Origin of the sequence: Imhoffiella purpurea (genome assembly GCF_000585215.1) — a bacterium.
GTDB lineage: Bacteria > Pseudomonadota > Gammaproteobacteria > Chromatiales > Chromatiaceae > Imhoffiella > Imhoffiella purpurea.
This window is the reverse complement of record NZ_AONC01000031.1, coordinates 1-19,553: the sequence shown is the minus strand read 5'-3', so window position 1 is coordinate 19,553 and position 19,553 is coordinate 1. Positions and strand designations below refer to the sequence as shown.

Sequence of the window (19,553 nt, the reverse complement as noted above, 5' to 3'; positions counted from 1 at the left end):
GGCGGGGAGGCAATCCATCGTGGACACCATCTTCTTCCTCATCCTGCGACGGATGCGCGCGCCCCTGCTGACGCTCATCGTCGTCTATGCCGTCGCCATGGCGGGGATGGCGCTGATTCCGGGCCAGGACGCCGAGGGCCATCCGGCCCAGGTCAGCCTCTTCCATGCCTTCTATTTCGTCAGCTACATGTCGACGACCATCGGTTTCGGCGAGCTGCCCAATGCCTTCACCGATGCCCAGAGGCTGTGGGTCTCGGGGTCCGTCTTCTTCACCGTCGCGGTCTGGATCTATGCCATCGGCAATCTGATCGCGCTCCTGCAGGACGTCACGCTGCAGCGGGCGATCGCCGAGCGGCGCTTCCGCGGTCGGGTGCGGGGGCTGTCACGGCCCTTCTATCTGATCTGCGGCTATGGCCAGACCGGCAGCGCACTGGTGCGCGGGCTCACCGACCGCCATCTGCAGGCGGTGGTGATCGACATCGATCCCGACCGCATCAATCTGCTCCAGCTCGACAATCAGCGCGAGTTCGTCCCGGCGCTGTGCGCGGACGCCCGCAGTCCGGCGACGCTCGAATCGGCCGGCATGAGTCATCCCATGTGCCGGGGGGTGGTCGCCCTGACCAACGTCAACGAGGCCAACCTCAAGATCGCCATCGCCTCCAAGCTGCTGCGGCCCGAGGTCAAGGTCATCTGCCGTGCCGATTCGCACGAAGTCGAGGCCAACATGGCCTCCTTCGGCACCGACCATATCTACGACCCCTTCGATGCATTCGCCCTCTATATCGCGACTGCCATTCAAGCGCCTTGTCAGACCCTATTGGTCGACTGGCTGTCCGGCTTCGGGGGCGAGGCGCTGAGCGAGCCGCGCTATCCCCCCGCCAAAGGGCGCTGGGTCATCTGTGGCTATGGACGCTTCGGCAAGGCCATGTATCAGCATCTCAAGGATCAGGGCTTCGAGCTCTCGGTCATCGAGGCATCTCCGCACCGGACCGGTATTCCGCCCGAGGGGGTGGTCCACGGCCGCGGCACCGAGGCGGTCACCCTGGAGCAGGCCGAGATCCGGCGCTCGGTGGGGCTGGTGGCGGGCACCGATCACGATGCCGACAACCTCTCCATCATCATGACCGCGCTCGAGCTCAACCCGGATCTGTTCGTGATCGCGCGCGAGAACCACATTCAGAACCAGCATCTATTCGACCGTGTCGGTGCGCACGCCATCATGAATCCCAGCACCATCATCGCCAACCGGATCCGTATCCGTCTGGTGACGCCCTTGCTGGCCGAGTTCACCACCCTGGCGCGCTTTCAGGACGAGGGCTGGGCGAGCCAGCTGGTGAGCCGCATCGTCGCGCTGGTCGACGAGCGCATGCCCTATGTCTGGGAGGTGACCCTGGACCGCGAGGAGGCATTCGCCCTGCACGATCCCGAGATGGGCCGTCTTCCGGTTACGCTCGGCACCCTGCTGCGCGACCCCATGGATCGCGATCTCCGTCTGCGGGCGATACCGCTCCTCTTGATCCGGGACGACGAGCGCATTTTGCTGCCGGATCTCGACGACCGGGTGGAATTCGGCGACCGCCTGCTATTCTGCGGCTGGGAGGAGGCGCACCGTCGGATGGACTGGATCCTGCAGAACATCCATGCGCTGCGCTACGTGGCGACCGGCGAGGCGCGTCGCGATGGGCCGGTCTGGCGCCGGATCGCCGCTTGGCAACGACCGCGATGATGGCATACTGGGAAATTGTTGCTCGCCTACCAGAGGAGGAGGCACATGCACCCGATCATGACGAGACTCAACCAGGATCACGCACGTCTGACCCGCGTGCTGGATCTGCTGCAGGAGTTGCTCGACCGTTTCCATGACGGGGTCGAACCCGACTACGAGCTGATGCAGGAAATGGTCGAATACATGGCCACCTATGCCGATATCGTCCATCACCCGACCGAGGACATCATCTTCCGTCGCGTGCTCGACAAGGGGGCCGGACAGCACGACGTCTTCGACGTCCTGATCCGCCAGCATGTCTCGCTGAGCCTCGTCAGCAAGCGTTTCCGCAAATCGCTCGAGGGCATCCTCAACGAGGAGGTTCTGCTGCGCGAGGACGTCGAGGCCAACGGCCGCGAACTGGTGGCCACCATGCGCGCCCACCTGCAGCTGGAAGAGACCGAGGCATTCCCCATCGCGCTCCAGTATCTCGAGGACGAGGACTGGGCCGCGATCGAGGCCGAGGCCCCGGTCGCCGAGGATCCGCTGTTCGGCGATCCGGATTCCGTCCGTTTCCGAGCACTCTATCGCAGCCTCTACGAGCAGGCCCACAGTTGACCGAGACCGACGGATGACATTCAAGGATACACTCGACTATCGACACGACACCCCCGAATGCCTCGGCATTCTGCTCGTCAATCTGGGGACGCCGGACACCCCGAGCGTCCCCGACGTGCGGCGCTATCTCGCCGAGTTCCTCTCCGATCCGCGCATCGTCGAGATGGCGCGTCTGCCCTGGATGCTGCTGCTGCACGGCATGATTCTGCGCACCCGTCCGGCACGCTCGGCCAAGGCCTACCGGTCGATCTGGACCCCGGAAGGTTCGCCCCTGCTGGAGATCTCGCGGCGCCAGAAGGCCGCGCTGCAGGATCGGGTCTCCAAGCGGTTCGGCGGCCCGGTGCGGGTCGCGCTCGCCATGCGCTACGGCAGCCCCTCGGTGGCCGACGGCCTGGCCGAGCTCAAGGCGGTCAACGCCCAGCGGGTGCTGGTGTTCCCCCTCTATCCCCAGTATTCGGCCACCACGGTCGCCTCGGTGTTCGACGCCGTTACCGATGAGCTGCGCCGCTGGCGCTGGCTGCCCGAGCTGCGCTTCATCAACCAGTATCACGACGAGCCGGCCTATATCTCGGCCGTCGCCGCCAGCATCCGTGCCCACTGGGCCGAGCACGGACAGGCCGAGCGTCTGCTCTTCTCCTTCCACGGCATCCCCAAGGACTATTTCGAGAAGGGCGACCCCTACTACTGCCAGTGCCAGAAGAGCGCCCGGCTCATCGCCGCCGAGCTCGACCTGCCGCCGGATCGCTGGGTGCTCTCCTTCCAGTCGCGTCTGGGCAAGAGCGAATGGCTCCAGCCCTACACGGACGCCACGCTCGAATCACTGGCCCGGCAGGGCGTGAAGTCGGTCCAGGTGCTCTCGCCCGGATTTTCCGCCGACTGTCTGGAGACGCTCGAGGAGATCTCGATCGAGAACCGCGAGCACTTCCTCGAATCCGGCGGCGAGTCTTACAGCTACATCCCCTGTCTCAACGACAACCCGGACCACATGGAACTGCTGGCCGACCTCATCCTGCGCCATTGCGGCGGCTGGCCCGAGGTCGAAGGCCCGGCGCTTGGGTCCGACGGACTCGCCGAGCGCAAGGAGCGGGCCTGCGGGATGGGTGCCCAAGCCTGATACAGAGCAGGCGTTTCACGCCAGGAAACGCCTGTCCGGTGGAATCGCGCGTCCTATTCCGCCGCATGGAGCGGTTGCAGCACCTCGTCCAGCCAGTCGAGAATCCGGGCCATGCCGACGGACATGCCTCCGACCTGGCAATGCTGGTTGGCCTGGTGGTCGCCAAGGAAGGCGAGGAAGGTCTTGGGGCTCCGGAGCTTGTCGTAGAGTGCGCGCGAATCCTCCAGGGTCAGAAAATGATCCCCGTTGGAACCGATAACCAGGGTTGGGCATCGGATCTCCTGGACCAGATCGCTCAGGGTGAACTCTCCCCAGAGCTTCATGAAATCCAGTGGAGTCGCCGCGCCTGTGGTGAAGAGGCCGTTCTCGATCCACCAGCGGAAGCCAAGGCTCTTCTCCATCTGGGCGCGCAGCGCTCGGTTGGCCGCGTCCGGGTCTGAGAGCATCTGTTTCCATGCCTCTGGCGAAGGACGTTTCGCGCCGTAGAGGTCGAACTGGCCGGGGTTGGCCACGCAGGCGGCCAGGCGGTGCTCGAAGACGGCGGCACGGGGCGCCAGGAAACCACCCATGCTGAGGCCCATGAGGGCCACCTTGCCGGGGTCCACCTCCGGGCGGCTCAGGGCGTAGTCCACCACCGGAGCGACCACCTTTTCCCAGTCCTTGCGGAAATGCAGCCCCTGCTCCAGGAGCGCGGCCCCCTGTCCCGGGCCTTCGAAGATGAGCACGTTGTAGCCGCGTTCGAGGGCGAAAACGGCGGTGAAGTAGAGCTCCTCGCCCGTGCCGTCGAAGCCGGTCTGCAGGAGCAGGGTCTTCTTGGGCGCGGCGGTGCGGTCGGGCTGGAGGAAGTAGCCGGGTAGGGTCGTGTCCTCGTAGGGGATGCGGATCCTCTCCAGGGGCCGGGACATGAGCGCCGCGGCCTGTTGAAAGGTTTCGCGGCTGAGGCGGGCGCTGTCCGCGATGCGGGGGTCGGCCGGGTCGCCGTGCAGGAAAAAGGCGGCGGTGCGGTAGTAGTTGCTGGCGCGCAGCAGGGCCTTGCGCGCCGAGACTCGGTGTCTCTTGTTCAGGGCCTCGGCGGCCTCGGCGTGGATGCGCCGGGCGAGCCCGTTCCAGGCATCGAACCAGGAGTCTCCGTCACCCGGCACGATGGAATGGGCGGTGAAGAGACATTCGTTGATGTCTGCGCCGCCGGCCACCGCATAGCCGATATTGCGCTGCAGTTCGTAATCGAAGGTGATGTCCTCGAAGACGAGCTTGGGTCTGGCCGTGGGGGCCGGAGGCGAGTTCTCGGCGGCGTCGGCTGGGGTCCCAAGGACGCTGAGGGCAAGAACGGCCACCAGTGGCAGGAGGGGCTTGCGTCGCATCGGCATGGACTACTCCCTTCTTTCGGATCCCGTGTCAATATATCAGTTCCTTAGCCCTGCGTTGACCCTCGCGATCCGATCCCGGATCCGCCAGTGCATGTTGACCGACCATACCCCCCTCAGCTACTTATAGGTCACAAGCTCCATCCGGACTCCCCTGGCACTGGGTGCCGGCGGCGAAGGCCATGGACTCGGTCTGTATTCAACCAAGCCCCTATCCGACGCACTCTGCGCTTGAACAACATCGAGAAAACGAGGGCCAGTACCCATGACCTTGACCCACGACGGAGCCTCACGCACGGACAACAAACGCCTGCTGAGCTGGGTGGACGAGATGGCCGCGCTCTGCAAGCCAGACCGCATCTATTGGTGCGACGGCTCTCAGGAAGAATACGACCGGCTGTGCGACGAGATGGTGGAGTCCGGTGCCTACATTCGGCTGAATCCGGAAAAACGCCCCAATTCCTTCCTTGCCCGCTCCCATCCGAGCGATGTGGCTCGGGTGGAAGAGCGCACCTTCATCTGCTCCGAGCACGAGGAAGACGCCGGCCCGACGAACAACTGGATGTCTCCGCGCAAGATGAAGGGTCTCCTGCGCAAGGCCTTCGACGGCTGCATGCAGGGGCGTACCCTGTACGTCATCCCCTTCAGCATGGGGCCGCTGGGCTCGCACATCGCCCATATCGGCGTCGAGATCACCGACTCGCCCTACGTGGTCACCAACCAGCGCATCATGACCCGCATGGGGCAGGCCGCCCTCAATGCGCTCGGCACCTATGGCGAGTTCGTGCCCTGCATGCACTCGGTGGGTGCCCCGCTGCAGCCGGGCGAGGAGGACGTCACCTGGCCCTGCGAGAGCAGTATCGAGAACAAGTACATCGCCCATTTCCCCGAGACCCGCGAGATCTGGTCCTACGGCAGCGGTTATGGCGGCAACGCCCTGCTGGGCAAGAAATGTCTGGCCCTGCGCATCGCTTCGGTGATGGCCCGGGACGAGGGCTGGCTCGCCGAGCACATGCTGATCCTCGGCGTGGAATCGCCCGAGGGCGAAAAGGCCTATGTCTCCGCCGCCTTCCCCAGTGCCTGCGGCAAGACCAACTTCGCGATGCTGATCCCGCCCAAGGACTTCGATGGCTGGAAGGTGACCACCATCGGCGACGACATCGCCTGGATCAAGCCCAACCCGAAGGACGGAAAGTTCTACGCCATCAACCCGGAGGCGGGCTTCTTCGGCGTCGCTCCAGGGACCAACGAGGCATCCAACCCCAATGCCCTACACTCGCTGCATAGCAATTGCATCTTCACCAACTGCGCCCTCACCGACGACGGCGATATCTGGTGGGAGGGTCTGACCGACGAGACCCCCGAGCACCTGATCGACTGGAAGGGGCACGACTGGACGCCCGGCTGCGGCGTGCCCGCCGCCCACCCCAATGCGCGTTTCACGGCTCCGGCGGCCCAGTGCCCGGTCATCGACCCGGACTGGGAGGATCCGGCCGGCGTGCCCATCAGCGCCTTCCTCTTCGGCGGGCGGGTGAGCCGCCATTTCCCCCTGGTGTTCCAGAGCTACAACTGGGAGCACGGTGTCTACATGGCCGCTACCATGGGCTCCGAGGCCACCGCCGCCGCCATCGGTCAGGCCGCCATGCGTCGCGACCCCATGGCCATGCTGCCCTTCTGCGGCTACAACATGGCCGAGTACTGGAAGCACTGGCTGCGCATCGGCCGCCAGCATGTCGCCACACCGCCGCCCATCTTCCGGGTCAACTGGTTCCGCAAGGACGAGCACGGCCGCTTCATCTGGCCCGGTTTCGGCGAGAACATGCGCGTGCTGAAGTGGATCCTGGAACGCTCGCAAGGCTGCGCGCATGCCGTCGAGAGCCCGCTGGGCTGGGTTCCCGGCTATACCGACCTGAACCTGCACGAAATCGGCTTTTCCGAGAGCGACTTCTACAAGATCATGAACATCGACCGCGAGGTGGCGCGTCAGGAGGCCAACGAGCAGGAAGAGCTGTTCACCCGCTTCGGCGATCACCTGCCGCATGAGATGGAGCTGGAGCGAGAGCTGCTTCTCGCCAGGCTGTATCACTCCCCCAAGCTGTGGGATCTCTCTTCGGTCCTCCGTCCGGCGGCCACGGCGGAATAGACGTAGGGTACTGGGCAGCCGCTCGGTGTGGATGGACCCGCACCGGGAGCGTGCTGGGATCGGAATCGTCTCTTCAACCGTCACGCCCCACGTCATCGCCCGCGATTGGGACCGCTTCAAGGTCGTGGTCCCATGTCGCTCTGCTCGAGGTATTGATATGGGCATCAGGCCTGACCGATACATCGGTATCGAGACTTCCGGCGGGGACGACGAGAAGTGTGCCTTCCATTTGAGTATTTGGCAGCGCGGAGCCGCAAATCGAGCAGAATGACCTGGCATGCAGGGTCGATGGAAGCGTGAAATGGGTGATCTTGTCCTGGCCTGACAACCATTTCAGCGTTGCCGAGGAAGAGAAGAGATTGGCCGCGTGAGCCGAGCCGGTATCTTTGCGACAACGGCTGCAGTGACAGAGGAAAAAGCTCTCGAAATCACCGCTGATCTCGAATGTGACCTCTCCGCATAGGCATGAACCTCTTGCGATATTCATTACAGCTACTCCTCGACCAGGCATTGCTTCAGCGGATATCGGAATATTCATCGGTCACGGCTCCGACGAAGGCCTTCAAGGCTCTGGGCGATCTCAAGTGATGCACTCGCTTGTGGGTGGACTGCTCGGCGACAAGCTGCCGGTATCTCGGTGTCAGCTCGTCATGACAGAGGCGGAGAATCCGATAGCTGTTGAGGGTGCTGCTCCACATTGGGCTGTTCTCCGACCAGCCCTCTGGCGTGACGACCATGCCTTTCACGAGGCGCTTCGTCACCCAGATGTAGTGCGCGAAGAGCGGCAGGTCGACGTAGGCGAGCGTGTCGGCGACCGAAAACCGCTTCCAGGCGGACGACACGCAGCCGAACCCGTCGATGATTCCCTCGTCCTCAATTGGCCAAAGCCGAGAATAGGTTCTGTGTGAGAAATTCCGGCTTCGTCGATCTAAACCGCATCCAGTGTGAGGCACGTGGTTTTTCTGGGAGCGATGTCAATCAGAATTACGCATCCCGCACTGTACACGGTTTAGGCTCGAAATCCTAGTTCGCGAGCCATACCGATCAAGGGCTTACCGATTTTGGCAAGCCCTTTATTTGCGCCGAATCTAAGCTGACTCAACAACAGGGAGAACCGCCGCGTTGAGGCCATCCGCTGCATCCGGTTATCTGGTCGGATTTCAGGAGTGGAATTTCGACCAAGCCGACTTGAGCGCTTCTCCCAGTGCGTCCGATGCACGCTGGGCGCCGTCGCGAATATCCTGCCATGCATCACCACTTGCGCTACGCAGTTCCGCCAGTCGTGACGAGGCCTCCGCGCGGTGCTCTTTGAGTTTGGCGATCTGTTCGTGATACTTGACTTCGGCATCGGCTCCGACGGACTTGGCCTTGGCTTCGAGCTTGTCGATCTCGGCGTCCCACTCGTCCAGCTTGGCTTTCAGTTTTTCAACATAGGCTTCTCGATCTGTCATGGTGATCTCTCCGCATCGGATTGATGGTTGGTACCCATGTCTAAGCAAAGGCTGGGCCAGATATCAAGGCGTTGATATTTAATGTTTTATGACGCGGATGGCCCTGTAGGGAATGCGTGGAGGCGGATAAGGCGGTGCGATTGAACCGCGAGCATGGGGGAAATCAACCGCTAGAGATGGTGGCGGGTCATCCAGATGTCGCTGAATCGGCCTGGACTGCCGATCTCCGATCGGTTCGGCCCTCTTCTGCCCAGCGCATCGTCGAGCCGATGTCTTCATGTGGATGCAGGGTCGCCGAATATCTATTATCGGTTTTTCGATCGCACTTCATGGACACTGAGATAGGGCGCTGGCTAATATCGCGCGTTCAATTGCCTGGCGGTTCCGGATATCTGTACTCCGAGTCGACGCAGATGGAGGAATGCTTCCAGGCGTTCGCGAATAAGGGTGTCTCGCCGATCGGTGACATTCATGCCCCGTTTTCTTCTGGTAGAGGCGTAACGCGCTTGTGTTTGAGCAGTATCCTCAGCGACGCTTGCATGGCGACACCAGGTTTTTTCGGTCACTCCTGATTCCGATACTCGCGACGCTCGGTCTGCCGATGGCGGCCGCCGCCCCGCCGAAGGTACAGACCGATTCCCATCTGGGTGTCGTCGAGGGCGACCGAACCGCCAAGGCGGATCTCATGTCCGTGATCGACGACGTGTCGACCCTGGCCACCAAGACGCGCATGAACGCCGACTATGTTCCGGGGATTCTGAGTGTTCTGGACGGCGACGAGCTCGTCGCTCTGGGGGTGAGTCGGGTCTGGGATGCCTTGGAAATGGTCCCCGGGGTGCAGATCGACCGCAACAACAATGGCGGATTGCTGGTCGCGATTCGCGGTTTTCGGCATGGCAACGGCAACGTCAAGCTGCTGCTCAACTCCGCGCCGATGAACAATGCATTCGCGGGCTATTCCAACATCCTCTTCATCCCCGTGGAGCAGGTGGACAGTATCGAGGTGATACGGGGTCCAGGCTCGGCCTTGCATGGCGAGCACGCCTTCGCCGGCGTGATCAATGTCGTCACGCGGAAGGATGAGAATCGCCTCTATCTGCGCGCGGGAAGCGGCAACAGCCTTGGCGCGGGCATGGTGGCCTCGATGGCCGATCCCCACAGGAATTGGCGGATCAGCCTGAATGCGGCTGGTTGGGATACGCAGGGTAGCGAGCCGATGGCCGGAACCGACCGGCTCTACGAGATCGGCGCTGGTGCGCTCTCTCAGGCACCAGGGCGGATCAACAGCGCCGAGGACGAGCGAATGCTCGTGCTCTCTCTGGATGGCGAGCGGCTCTCTCTGCTGGCGCAGTACAGCCTCAGCCGTGGAGGCACCTTTTTCGGTGCGCTGAACGTCCTGCCCGAGCATAACGAGGGTGCGAACGCCGCCTACGCCGAGCAGAGTCTGGTCCAGGTGAGTCGGACCTTCGATCCCATGGAGACCCTCGGCGCGGAGCTCAAGCTCACCTGGTCGCAGTCCGTTACCGACTGGGCGGAGCAGGTCATTCCTCCCGGCGTGCCCTATCCCTGGGGATCCGAAATCATCTATCCGGACGGTGTCCACATGGAAGACTATATCAGGGTCAGCCGCCAGGAGGCGGAGCTGAGCTTGGACTGGGATGGATGGAGCGGACACGACTGGCAGCTCTATCTGTCGGCGGCCAAGGTTCGGATCGAGGATGCATGGTGGTCCTTCAACGGCGATCTGGACACCGGGCATCCGCTGGCGACATCGCGACGTTACAGCGGAGAACGGAATTTCATCGACGAGGATGCGAGACGCTCGATTCGCAGCATCGCGGTTCAGGATCGATTCCATCTTTTCGGGCCGCTGGAGCTGACGCTGGGTTTGCGCCATGACAGCTACAGCGATGTCGGCGACAACCTTTCGCCTCGCTTGGCGGCGGTCTGGGCGCTGAGCGGCGAGCATCTCCTCAAGGCGCAATATGCGGAGGCATTTTTTCCGCCGACGCTGTATCAGGTCTATGGTCTTGCGTCCGGAGCGGTGCACGGCGACTTCGTCGTCGAGCCCGAGACCGTCGCCACGAGCGAGTTCGGCTACATCTTTCGGCGCGGTACCCGCGTCGGGCGAGTCACGCTCTATCATTCCCAGGTCAAGAATCTGATCGTCATCGAAAACAGCAGCTATATCAATCGGGGGCGGGCGCGGCTTCAAGGTATCGAGACGGAATGGGAGCAGCGGCTGAGTCCTTCGTGGAAGCTCGTGGCCAACCTGAGCTATACCGAGACATTGGACAAAGAGATCGGGGGACCGCTTGCCGGGGCGGTCGATTGGCTGGGCAATCTCAGTCTGCTCTACCGCCCCGGTCCCAACTGGCTGGTGACCGGCCATTGGCGCTATGTCGGCGATCGTCATCGCTCGGCCGACGATCCGCGAACCGAACCGCTGCGCGGTTATCAGGATCTGTCGCTGACCCTGAACTGGTTCGATGCGGGGTTTCCGGGACTGACGCTGCGGGCCGGTGTCGACAACCTGTTGGCGCAAAGGATCGAGTCACCCGCGGCGGCCCATACCTATGCGGACGATTATCCGCTCCGGGACGAGCGTACCTGGTGGGTGCAGTTGTCCTATCAATGGCCGTAGCTCGTGAGCGGCCAGCGGTCAATTGCCGTCCGGTGAGTCCGGAACCAGGGTCGCGAGACGGAGCAGCTTGGAGCTGATCTGGATGCCGCTGCGCATCGCCGCCTCGCGGTTGATCACCGGATGCAGCCGTTCGCCCTTGCGGATCAGGGAGATCATCCCGCCTTCGTGCGCCATGGTGTCCGTATCGCCGACGGTGAGCACTGGGGCGCCCTTTACCGCGTCCACGACCTTCTGCAGTGACTCTCCCGAACGATGGTCGATATAGAGAATGTGGCAGCGGCGCCACTGATCCGGATTTCGGGCGTCGGCGATCTGCAGCGGGCGCCCTGCGACCCGCTCGTCCGCAAGCGTCCGTTTCAGGCTGACGGACAGGGCGGGGTTTCCGAGCACGCAATAGCGTAGGGGCGCGGACGGCGCGTCGAAGGCCGATGATGGCCAATCGATGAATAGGGCGAAGTTGAATAGAAAGACCGCGCGCACGTCGATTTCGGAGAAGGGTTCATGGTAGCGCGCTTCTTTCAGGAAATAGGGCTTGAATCGGATGCCTGCCCGGTCGGCCTGAGCCAGATTGACCGCGGGCTGGATGCGATCGGATACATGGATGCCCGCCACCGCTCCTTCTTCGACGGCATCGGCGAAAGGCGAGAAGACCAGCGTCTGCAGGCGCTCGGACCAGTTGCGCAGACGATGCGGCTCCAGGCCGATGCTGGCGATGAAGATCGCGCCCGGCCGGGGCCCGGCGTAGGCATCCAGATCCGCCGCAGAGAGCACCCTGACGAGGAGTGGGTGGCCTCGAATCTTCTTGGCGGATTCGAGACTGCCGGCGGCCTGACGCGCGGCGGCGTTGGATCCTTCGTAGACCACCAGCACCAAGAGTCTGCCGTGCGGATCGAGATGCGGATCGAGCGATTCCAGTGCGCTGACGCAGGCGGGGAAGACCTTGAGCCCGACCTCCATCCGTTGCTCGTCCTCTCGCCAGAGGGGCAGAGAACCGCTATGGGCGTTTTGCATCAGGATCAGAACCTGTGCGCCGATCGCGAGACTCAGGAGCGAGCTGCGGATAGCGGTATGAATGAACGCGCCTATCGCGGAGATCATGGCGAGGATCGCCAGCCTGAATCGGGCGACCGCTTGCGGATGATCGAATTGGTTTCCTCGGCTCCCTCACGCATCGTGCATCCTGTACGTTACGTCAATACTCGATCTCGATTCGCAGAAACGCCTCACGCTCGATGCGCTGTTCGTAAGCCGCGAGAGATGCACTGCCGTACTCGCGGTGCGAGGGGGCGAGGAGGTTGCGGCCGACGATCGCTAGCGTCACCCCGGGGCTCAGGTTCCAGCCCTGGCGTGCATCCAGCTCAGTATAGGCATCCACTTCGTAGGCAGGAACCTGATCGACGAACCGGCCGAAGAAATCGAGCTCGAGATCGTGGCGCAGATCGATGCCGACTCGCAGCCCTACCTGCTGTTGCGGGAAGCGTTCCTCGGCCGCGCGCGGACGGGTCCTCGCCGGTCGTGATCCGGTGCAGATCCATGCGCGTCAGCCCATACCAGGATTGCAGCCGTATGTCTTGGGTGGGATGCCGGTTCGCGGTCAGCTCGAAGCCGTAGCCGTATCCGCGCAATAGATTGGCGCTCCCGATCTTCTGGACCCAGTGCGGATCCGGATCCAGCTCGAGCCGCATGATCTGGATTTCCAGGGTGCGCAGCTCGTCGTAATCGTTGTAGAACAAGGCGAGGTCGAGTCCCAGGGCGGCGGTTTCCCGAGGCTCGCGTTGAAGCCACGCGAGCCCAGCGTCCATTCGGTCGTGTCGATACGCGAGACAGCGAAGCCCGGCACCAGTCTCAGCAGCTCGGGTATGCTGGTGTAGCCGCTCCGCCGAAACGGATGCGCGGGGCCTCTGAATGATCCGGGTGTTCGCTGGATCATCGTGCGATGCCCTTCTCCATTCAACCGACCATCCCGAGCAGCGCGCGGGCTACGCCGGTCAGGCTTTCCCCGGCGATGAGACCGGAGGCGGCGGCGATCAGGAATCGCTGAGCCAGGCTAGGGTTCCAGCGTTCGAGCAGCTTGGCGACGAGGCTGCCGAAGAACATGGTGATGGACAGGGAGGCCGGGATGACCATGGCCAGGCCCAAGGCCGGCATGCTCGGCAGCCAGGCGGGTCCGCGGCGATGCTCGATCGCGGATACGGCGATCCCCAGCAGACCGCCGATGCCGACCGCCCAGAGCGCACTCGGGGGAACGGATGCCAGGCCCTGGCTCAGCGTCTCGGCCACCACCTTCCAGGTCGCGACGGCCGGTGCCGGCCACTCCTCGGTAATCAGCATGCCGGCCGGGTCCGGTATCAATCGGAGATAGACGAGGCTGCCGACGAGACTGCCGGTCAGAATGCCGAAGATCTGCGCGACCACCTGAAATGCCGGAGGCGCGCCGATGGCTTGTCCCGCCTTGAAGTCGTTGAGCAGGTCGGCGCTCTGGCCGGCGGCGCCGCCCGCGACATTGGCCGCGATGAGATTCGCCGTCATCTGTCCCGGGGCGGCGACACCTGTGCTGAGCTGGGAGATCTTGCCGATGGCGCCGATCGGGGGGATGCCGGTCTCGCCGACCACGCGCGAGGCGACCATCGCCAGCGCGAAGGCGATGGGCACGGCCAGCGTCGCGACCAGCCAGTGGATGCCGAAAAATCCGATCTGGGCCGCGACCACCATGCCGCTCGCCAGGATCAGGCCGGCGAGCCGCATCGGTCTTGCGCTCTTCGTCTCTTCGGACTGGACCCGCGATGCACCCCTTCTGCGGCTGGAGAGGGCATGCAGGACGAACTTGGCGAGTGCCGAGCCGACCATGATGGCGACCCCGGGCCAGAGCAGCCACTCGATCATGGAGGCGAACCAGATGGCGTTCGGATCGGCGTCGCCGGGCGACACGAACCCTTGATACAGCCCCAATGGGCCCAGGATGCCCCAGGAGAGGATGCCGCCGAGCAGCAGCGAGATTCCGGCCCGAAAGCCGATGATGGCCCCGAATCCGGCCAGCATGAGCGATGGATCCAGTGTGAAGGTCAGGTTCTTGGCGCTCAGGGTTCCCAGGCCCGCGACCTGGCCGAGTGCCGGCAGATGAAAGCCGAATCCTGGCCTGGGCAAGGGCGTCCAGCCCGTATCCAGCCATTTCATGCCTCCGGCGAGGAGGCCGCTCGCGAGCAGAACCCGCAGCTTCAATGCCGCCTCGCGTCCCTTGTCGAAGATCTCGAGCAGGGTTTCCGCCGTCGCTCGGCCTGTGGGAAACGGCAGGCCGGAACACAGGATGAGCGAGTTACGCAGATACCAGGCCACCCAGATCCCGAGAAAGCTCACGGCGAAGACCCAGACGATGAGCTGACCGGGGGGCGGATTGGCCCCGGTCAGCATCGCGAGTGCCGGAATGGGGGCCACCAGACCGCCCGAGATGATGTTTGCAGAGGAGGATGCCGTGGTCTGGGCGATGTTGCCTTCACCTGCCACCAGCGCCGATCCGAGACGCAAGCGGTCGAGCAAGGCCCAGAATCCCGCGGCGATGAGCAGCGCGACGATTGAGATGTTGAAAGACCAGCCGATCTTCAGCCCCGAATAGATGTTGCACGGCGTGAGTAAGGCGCCGAGGAGTATTCCGGTCAGAATGGCTCGTATCGTCAGATGCTTGGCTCGCAAGGCATTCCCTCATCGCGTGTCGCTGGCCGGTGGAGGTCGGGATCGGATGTCTTTCCGGACACCATACCCGAAGTCCGTGCCGGCTCAACCCGTGCGGTTCGGCCTGCGGCGGGGGATTCATCTGCCCGTGTCGAGCCGCAGTGGCGCCGGCTGCCCGGTCTCGCGGAAGCGCAGGTAGTCCTCAAGCACCAGGGCATGATCGAATGCCAGCACCTCGGGCAGGGCGTCGACGGAAAAGATCCGAAGGTTTTTGGCATCGTCCTGGGCGCTCGGCTCTCCGGCCGCCTCGGCCAGGTAGACGGCGGTGACCGTATGACCGCGCGGGTCCCGGCTCGGGTCCGAGTAGAGGCCCAGCAGGGCGTTCAGGGTCACATGCAGCGAGGTCTCTTCCAGTGCCTCGCGAACGGCCGCTGTCTCCAGTCGTTCTCCGACGTCGACGAATCCGCCTGGTATGGCCCATCCGTAGGGTGGATGGCGGCGCTCGATGAGCAGGATCGGCCGTCCCGGACGGTCGGCGAGCTCGATGATGGCGTCGGCTGCGAGGAGCGGGGTGTCGGGTCTGGCCATGCGCGGACTCCATGATGGCGAAGGGTGTGGACGGATGGGTTCCGGGTCGGGTGCGCTCGGGTTTCCCGAGTGTCGATCGGTGCTCTGTGGCCTGCTCCGGTTCGTGCTGAAATGCGATAGGCTGCCCGCATCGGCTTCTCGGGCATTTCGCACATCGGACGGAATCAGTCATGAAAAACGACAGTATCTATCGCATTACCTTTCTCAACCAGGGGAACATCTATCAACTCCATGCCCGCCGCGTCGATTCGAGCAGCCTCTATGCCTTCGTCGAGGTAGCCGAGATCATCTTCGGCGAGCGCTCCGAGATTCTGGTCGATCCCTCGGAGGAGCGGCTCAAAGCGGAGTTCGAGGATGTCAGGCGCACCTTCATCCCCATGCATGCGGTCATTCGCATCGACGAGGTGAGCAAGGAGGGGCAGAATCGTATCGTCGGCAAGAGCGAGGGCGGAACCGTCACCCCCTTCCCGCTTCCGGCACAGCCCAAGGGGCGTGACTGACCTGCTCAAACGACATCAAGGGGCGGGAACGCGAATCCATTCGAATGAAGGGCATGGGGTTCGTATTCAGGACGCGCCCGAATCGCGCAGCCGGAACTGGCCCATCATCCGTTGCAGCTGAGTCGATCGTGCCGTGACTCGTGCATTGGCCTCGGCCACGGCCAGGGCGTCCCGGGCCGTCTCGCGCATGGTCTCGGCGATGCCGACGATGCTCCGGTCGATGTCGTTCGCGACCGAGCTCTGCTCCTCGACCGCCGAGGCGATCTGTCCGCTCATTTGCGTGATGACCGCCGCCGATGTCTTGACCTTCTCCAGGGATCGTCCCGCCTTGGTTGCCTGCTCGACGCTCAGGCCGACCTTGGCGCGCCCGGCCTGCATGACCTTGGCCGCTCGGGCGGTGCCGGCCTGGAACTGTTCGATGATCTGCTGGATCTCCTCGGTCGAGGCATGGGTGCGGGTCGCCAGGGTCCGAACCTCGTTGGCGACCACGGCGAAGCCGCGTCCATGCTCTCCGGCGCGGGCCGATTCGATCGATGCGTTGAGCGCGAGCAGATTGGTCTGCTGGGCGATATGGCGGATGACGTCCAGGACGGCGGTGATGTTGCCCGCCTGACCGGCGAGTTCCTGGACCACCTCGTCCGCTTTATGCACCTCTTCGGCTAGTGCCTCGATGGACCGCACCGTCTCGTCGACGACCTGTCCGCCCTCGCGCACGTCGAGATCGGCCTGGCGCGCGGCTTCCGAGGCCATACTGGTACTGGTGGCGACCTGATCGACCGAGGCCGAGAGTTCGGTGATGGCGGTGCTGGCCTGTTCCATGACGGCGAGCTGGCGTTCGGCCTCCTCGCGGGTCTTCTCGGTGATGGCGAGCGTCGTCTCCGCGAGTCCGCTCAGATCGTTCGCCGAATCGCTGACGCCGTGGAGCGTGTGGGACAGGCGCCGGCTCATGCCGTCCAGGGCCAGGAGCATGCGCCCGACCTCGTCGCCCGGGAGCGATCCGGTCTCGATTCTGAAGTCGCCTTCCGACATGGCCTCGGTCAGGACCGATGCCTTGCGGATGGGCTTCAGCAGTGAAGTCACCAGAAGATAGCCCAGTATCAGGCCGATCAGCGAGCCTGCCGCCACCACGCCTCCGATGCTCCAGATCGCCTGGCCGCTGGCGTTTGCCAGTCGGTTCTGAGATCGGGAATTCAGCTTGCTGGCGTGATCCGCGATCGCGGCCAGGGCCTTCTCGTAGCTGCGCCCGGTCTGCTCCAGCGAGGCGCGCCAGGATTCGGCCTGGGCCGTCGCCTCCAGCAATTGTCGCCTTGCCAGGAAGAGACCCTCGCCGCCCTCTGCGGACTTGGATCCCTCGGCGACCTCGGAGAGGCGGTCCAGATCCGTTGCGACGGTGTTATGGTCCGCGCGTTCCACGCCCGTCTCCAGATGGGAGCTCATCTTCCGCAGGCGCGTCTTCGCCTTCTTGATCGCCTTTCTGAACTGGGCCTCAAGATTGTCGAGGGTCTCGGCTTCCGTCTCGCCGGCATAGGTTCGGGTCAGGTCCTCGGCCTCCAGGACATAGCTCTGCATCGCATAGGCGCCGCGGATGACCGGGTAGGTACGGTTCAATGCCCCGGAAAGGATGCCCTGGATGTCCTCGACCGTCGCCTCGCCGGACTGGGTCAGGGTCTTGGAGCGGTCCTCGAGCTCGGACATGGTAGCCTCGCCGCGACGGGCCATGGCCACCAGCGTGACCGCCAGGGATTCGCGCACGGACTCGAACTCGGCGACTCGGGCGTCGACGACTTCCCGCTTTTCGTTCTGGACGCGCTGAGAGCGCAGCATCTCGTGGGCCTTTTCGAGGAATTCTCTCTGGTTCGCGGTCAGGTCCGAGATGAGTGGTCCGAGATCCTGCTCGTGTTCGCTCAGTCGCTGCATCCGCTCGACGGCCTGATTGGCCTGTGTCTCGAATTCTTCGAGTCGGGCGTCCATCTCTTCGGGGGTCGCCGCCGCGGTCTTTGCCAGTATTTCGAGCAGGCCGATATAGATCTGGTCCATCGCCCGGATCAGGCCCGATGCCTCCTGGACGAGGGGGGAAGAGGTCTCGGTGACGAGCACGACGGAGTCGTTGATCGCCGCCACGTGGTAGAGCCCGGTGCTGCCGGTCACGGCGGTCAGGATCACGAAGAAGACGACCAACGACAAGAGCTTCACGCGCAGGCTCAATGACGCGGGCGGCGAGCCTTTCCTGAGGATATTCATCTGCATGCCTATTCGCTGGTTCGGGCGGCTCTACGGAGACGAGGCGCCGGGCCGGGAGCTGTATTGGCCGCTGGCCCGGCGCGATCGATGTCCCGAGGGCGGCTATTCGGCCGGTTTGAAGACCTGCACGCGATTGTTCGCCGTGTCGGCCACATACACCCACCCGGTGGAACGGTCGACGAAGAGACCGTGCAGATTGCCGAACTCCCCGTCGCCCGAGCCCTTGCTGCCCCATCCGGTGAGATACCGGCCCTCCTTGTCGAAGACCTGGATGCGGTCGTTGCCGATCTCGCTCACGTAGACGCGGTCCCGGGCGTCGATGCCGATGCCTGCCGGGGCCTTGAACTGACCCGGTTCGCTGCCCGACTCGCCCCAGGTGAAGAGGAAATTCCCGTCCTTGTCGAAGACCTGAATGCGGTCGTTCTTGAGGTCCGCGAGGTAGAGCCGCCCTTCGCTGTTGAATTTCGCCGATTCGGGGTTGTTCATCTGTCCGGGCTCGGTTCCCGGTCCACCGAAGATAAAGAGGAAATTGCCTTCCAGGTCGAAGACCGAGACGCGATGGTTGCCGGCCTCCGGCATGTAGTATCTGCCGTCGTAGATGTCGGTGAACTCGGACTTGATGTTCTGCCCAGGTTCTTCTCCGTATTCGCTGAAGGTCGCCTTCCAGCTGTAGCTCGGGTCGTAGACCTTGACGTCGCCCGTGGTGTAGTCGGCGACGTAGATGTCTCCGTTGGGCGCGACCGAGATGCCCTCGGGCTTTTCGAGGTTGTCGTCCTCGTCCCCTTTGCCGCCGAAACGGCTGATGAATTCGCCGGTGGTCTTGTCGAAGACCTGAACGTAAGCGTGGGAGGCGTCGGTGACCAGTAGATGTCCGTCCTTGGATAGAGCGAAGTCCTCGACGTAGCGGAACTGGCCGGGATCGCTACCCTCGGACCCGATATTCATGACGTGCACGAAATCGATCGCGCCGGCCTGTCCGGTGGACAGTAGAAGGCTGGACAGAAGAAGGACCGGGAGGGTGGTGAAGCGGGATCGTCTTGTCGTCGACATTGCGCATGCTCCAGGTGCTGAAGTTGATCGGAGACTAAGAGCCGAATGCAGGGAAGGTCTGAGACGAGATTCGGGATGACGGCACGTCTGGGCGAGCGACTGGATATTCGATTCCTTATGATGCTCGCCGGAACGCTGGATGCCGACAGTGCCAGGCGCGATGAGGGGCGGGATATCCTCAGGCGCGTGACACGCCCTGTAAGACTAGTCAAATCCGTGTACGAGATCTAGAAACCCTGTGATTCGGATGGGTAGGCGGCATCGGTGCCTCGGTGGCGTGACGATGCCGGGATGGCGTCACCGGGTATTTGCGGATATTGGAAGGTGTCCGCAGCCGTCTCGCGAGTCGGCTGGAGATGTCATGATCGGGTCTCAACTCATAGCTTTACCCATATCTTCTCGCGTTTTTCGTGTACGGCGAGATAAGTGCTTGATTGAGCGTCTTGGAGTCATGAGTAGCCAGCTTCGT

Annotated in this window: 16 protein-coding genes; 6 read left to right on the top strand and 10 right to left on the bottom strand. The window is 63.4% G+C overall.

Annotated features, from left to right (window positions below):
• The first annotated feature begins 19 nt into the window (after window positions 1–19).
• The 3 genes from D779_RS11010 to hemH are packed head-to-tail and all read left to right on the top strand — an operon-like array spanning window position 20 to window position 3,437.
• The gene (locus D779_RS11010) at window positions 20–1,726 is read left to right on the top strand and encodes a potassium channel family protein (protein ID WP_043753748.1); all 1,707 of its coding nucleotides are present in this window, start codon (window positions 20–22) and stop codon (window positions 1,724–1,726) included.
• Between the two features lie 45 nt (window positions 1,727–1,771).
• On the top strand, window positions 1,772–2,323 hold the full coding sequence (locus tag D779_RS11005; protein WP_043753747.1) for a hemerythrin domain-containing protein: 552 nt from the start codon (window positions 1,772–1,774) through the stop codon (window positions 2,321–2,323).
• Window positions 2,324–2,336: 13 nt separating this feature from the next.
• Window positions 2,337–3,437: a ferrochelatase gene (gene hemH, locus D779_RS11000; RefSeq protein WP_043753744.1), complete on the top strand. Its 1,101-nt coding sequence runs from the start codon at window positions 2,337–2,339 to the stop codon at window positions 3,435–3,437.
• Between the two features lie 53 nt (window positions 3,438–3,490).
• On the opposite strand, the gene D779_RS10995 is transcribed toward hemH, so the two are convergent.
• Window positions 3,491–4,798 carry an alpha/beta hydrolase family protein gene (locus D779_RS10995; protein WP_043753836.1) on the bottom strand — a complete coding sequence of 436 codons (1,308 nt, stop codon included), beginning with the start codon at window positions 4,796–4,798 and terminating at the stop codon, window positions 3,491–3,493.
• A 268-nt stretch (window positions 4,799–5,066) separates the two neighbouring features.
• Between D779_RS10995 and D779_RS10990 the strand changes: the two genes are divergently transcribed.
• Entirely contained in the window at window positions 5,067–6,944 is a 1,878-nt protein-coding gene (locus D779_RS10990) for a phosphoenolpyruvate carboxykinase (GTP) (protein ID WP_043753742.1), read from the top strand.
• Window positions 6,945–7,017: 73 nt separating this feature from the next.
• Here D779_RS10990 and D779_RS21665 read toward each other — a convergent pair whose 3' ends face one another.
• From D779_RS21665 to D779_RS10980, 3 genes are all read right to left on the bottom strand, one after another.
• On the bottom strand, window positions 7,018–7,431 hold the full coding sequence (locus D779_RS21665) for a GFA family protein (RefSeq protein WP_081763463.1): 414 nt from the start codon (window positions 7,429–7,431) through the stop codon (window positions 7,018–7,020).
• 28 nt (window positions 7,432–7,459) lie between these two features.
• Window positions 7,460–7,786: a hypothetical protein gene (locus tag D779_RS10985; RefSeq protein ID WP_052348047.1), complete on the bottom strand. Its 327-nt coding sequence runs from the start codon at window positions 7,784–7,786 to the stop codon at window positions 7,460–7,462.
• A 318-nt stretch (window positions 7,787–8,104) separates the two neighbouring features.
• Window positions 8,105–8,395 carry a sll1863 family stress response protein gene (locus tag D779_RS10980; protein WP_043753739.1) on the bottom strand — a complete coding sequence of 97 codons (291 nt, stop codon included), beginning with the start codon at window positions 8,393–8,395 and terminating at the stop codon, window positions 8,105–8,107.
• 601 nt (window positions 8,396–8,996) lie between these two features.
• On the opposite strand from D779_RS10980, the gene D779_RS10975 reads away from it, so the two are divergent.
• Window positions 8,997–11,039, top strand: coding sequence for a TonB-dependent receptor plug domain-containing protein (locus D779_RS10975; RefSeq protein ID WP_043753737.1), 2,043 nt, complete (start codon window positions 8,997–8,999; stop codon window positions 11,037–11,039).
• Window positions 11,040–11,057: 18 nt separating this feature from the next.
• On the opposite strand, the gene D779_RS22215 is transcribed toward D779_RS10975, so the two are convergent.
• From D779_RS22215 to D779_RS10950, 4 genes are all read right to left on the bottom strand, one after another.
• Window positions 11,058–12,137: a YfiR/HmsC family protein gene (locus tag D779_RS22215; RefSeq protein WP_157726374.1), complete on the bottom strand. Its 1,080-nt coding sequence runs from the start codon at window positions 12,135–12,137 to the stop codon at window positions 11,058–11,060.
• A gap of 94 nt (window positions 12,138–12,231) precedes the next feature.
• Window positions 12,232–12,414: a hypothetical protein gene (locus tag D779_RS10965; protein ID WP_043753734.1), complete on the bottom strand. Its 183-nt coding sequence runs from the start codon at window positions 12,412–12,414 to the stop codon at window positions 12,232–12,234.
• Window positions 12,415–12,989: 575 nt separating this feature from the next.
• Complete coding sequence (locus D779_RS10955; protein WP_043753730.1) at window positions 12,990–14,726, bottom strand: OPT family oligopeptide transporter; 1,737 nt, start codon at window positions 14,724–14,726, stop codon at window positions 12,990–12,992.
• Between the two features lie 117 nt (window positions 14,727–14,843).
• Window positions 14,844–15,293 carry an NUDIX domain-containing protein gene (locus tag D779_RS10950; RefSeq protein ID WP_043753727.1) on the bottom strand — a complete coding sequence of 150 codons (450 nt, stop codon included), beginning with the start codon at window positions 15,291–15,293 and terminating at the stop codon, window positions 14,844–14,846.
• A gap of 170 nt (window positions 15,294–15,463) precedes the next feature.
• Between D779_RS10950 and D779_RS10945 the strand changes: the two genes are divergently transcribed.
• Window positions 15,464–15,793: a DUF1820 family protein gene (locus D779_RS10945; RefSeq protein ID WP_043753725.1), complete on the top strand. Its 330-nt coding sequence runs from the start codon at window positions 15,464–15,466 to the stop codon at window positions 15,791–15,793.
• Between the two features lie 66 nt (window positions 15,794–15,859).
• On the opposite strand, the gene D779_RS21100 is transcribed toward D779_RS10945, so the two are convergent.
• Both D779_RS21100 and D779_RS10935 read right to left on the bottom strand, forming a co-directional pair.
• Window positions 15,860–18,040, bottom strand: coding sequence for a methyl-accepting chemotaxis protein (locus D779_RS21100; RefSeq protein ID WP_081763462.1), 2,181 nt, complete (start codon window positions 18,038–18,040; stop codon window positions 15,860–15,862).
• A gap of 96 nt (window positions 18,041–18,136) precedes the next feature.
• Window positions 18,137–19,084 (bottom strand): NHL repeat-containing protein, encoded by a 948-nt coding sequence (locus tag D779_RS10935; RefSeq protein WP_052348045.1) that lies wholly within the window; start codon window positions 19,082–19,084, stop codon window positions 18,137–18,139.
• Between the last annotated feature and the right edge of the window lie 469 nt (window positions 19,085–19,553).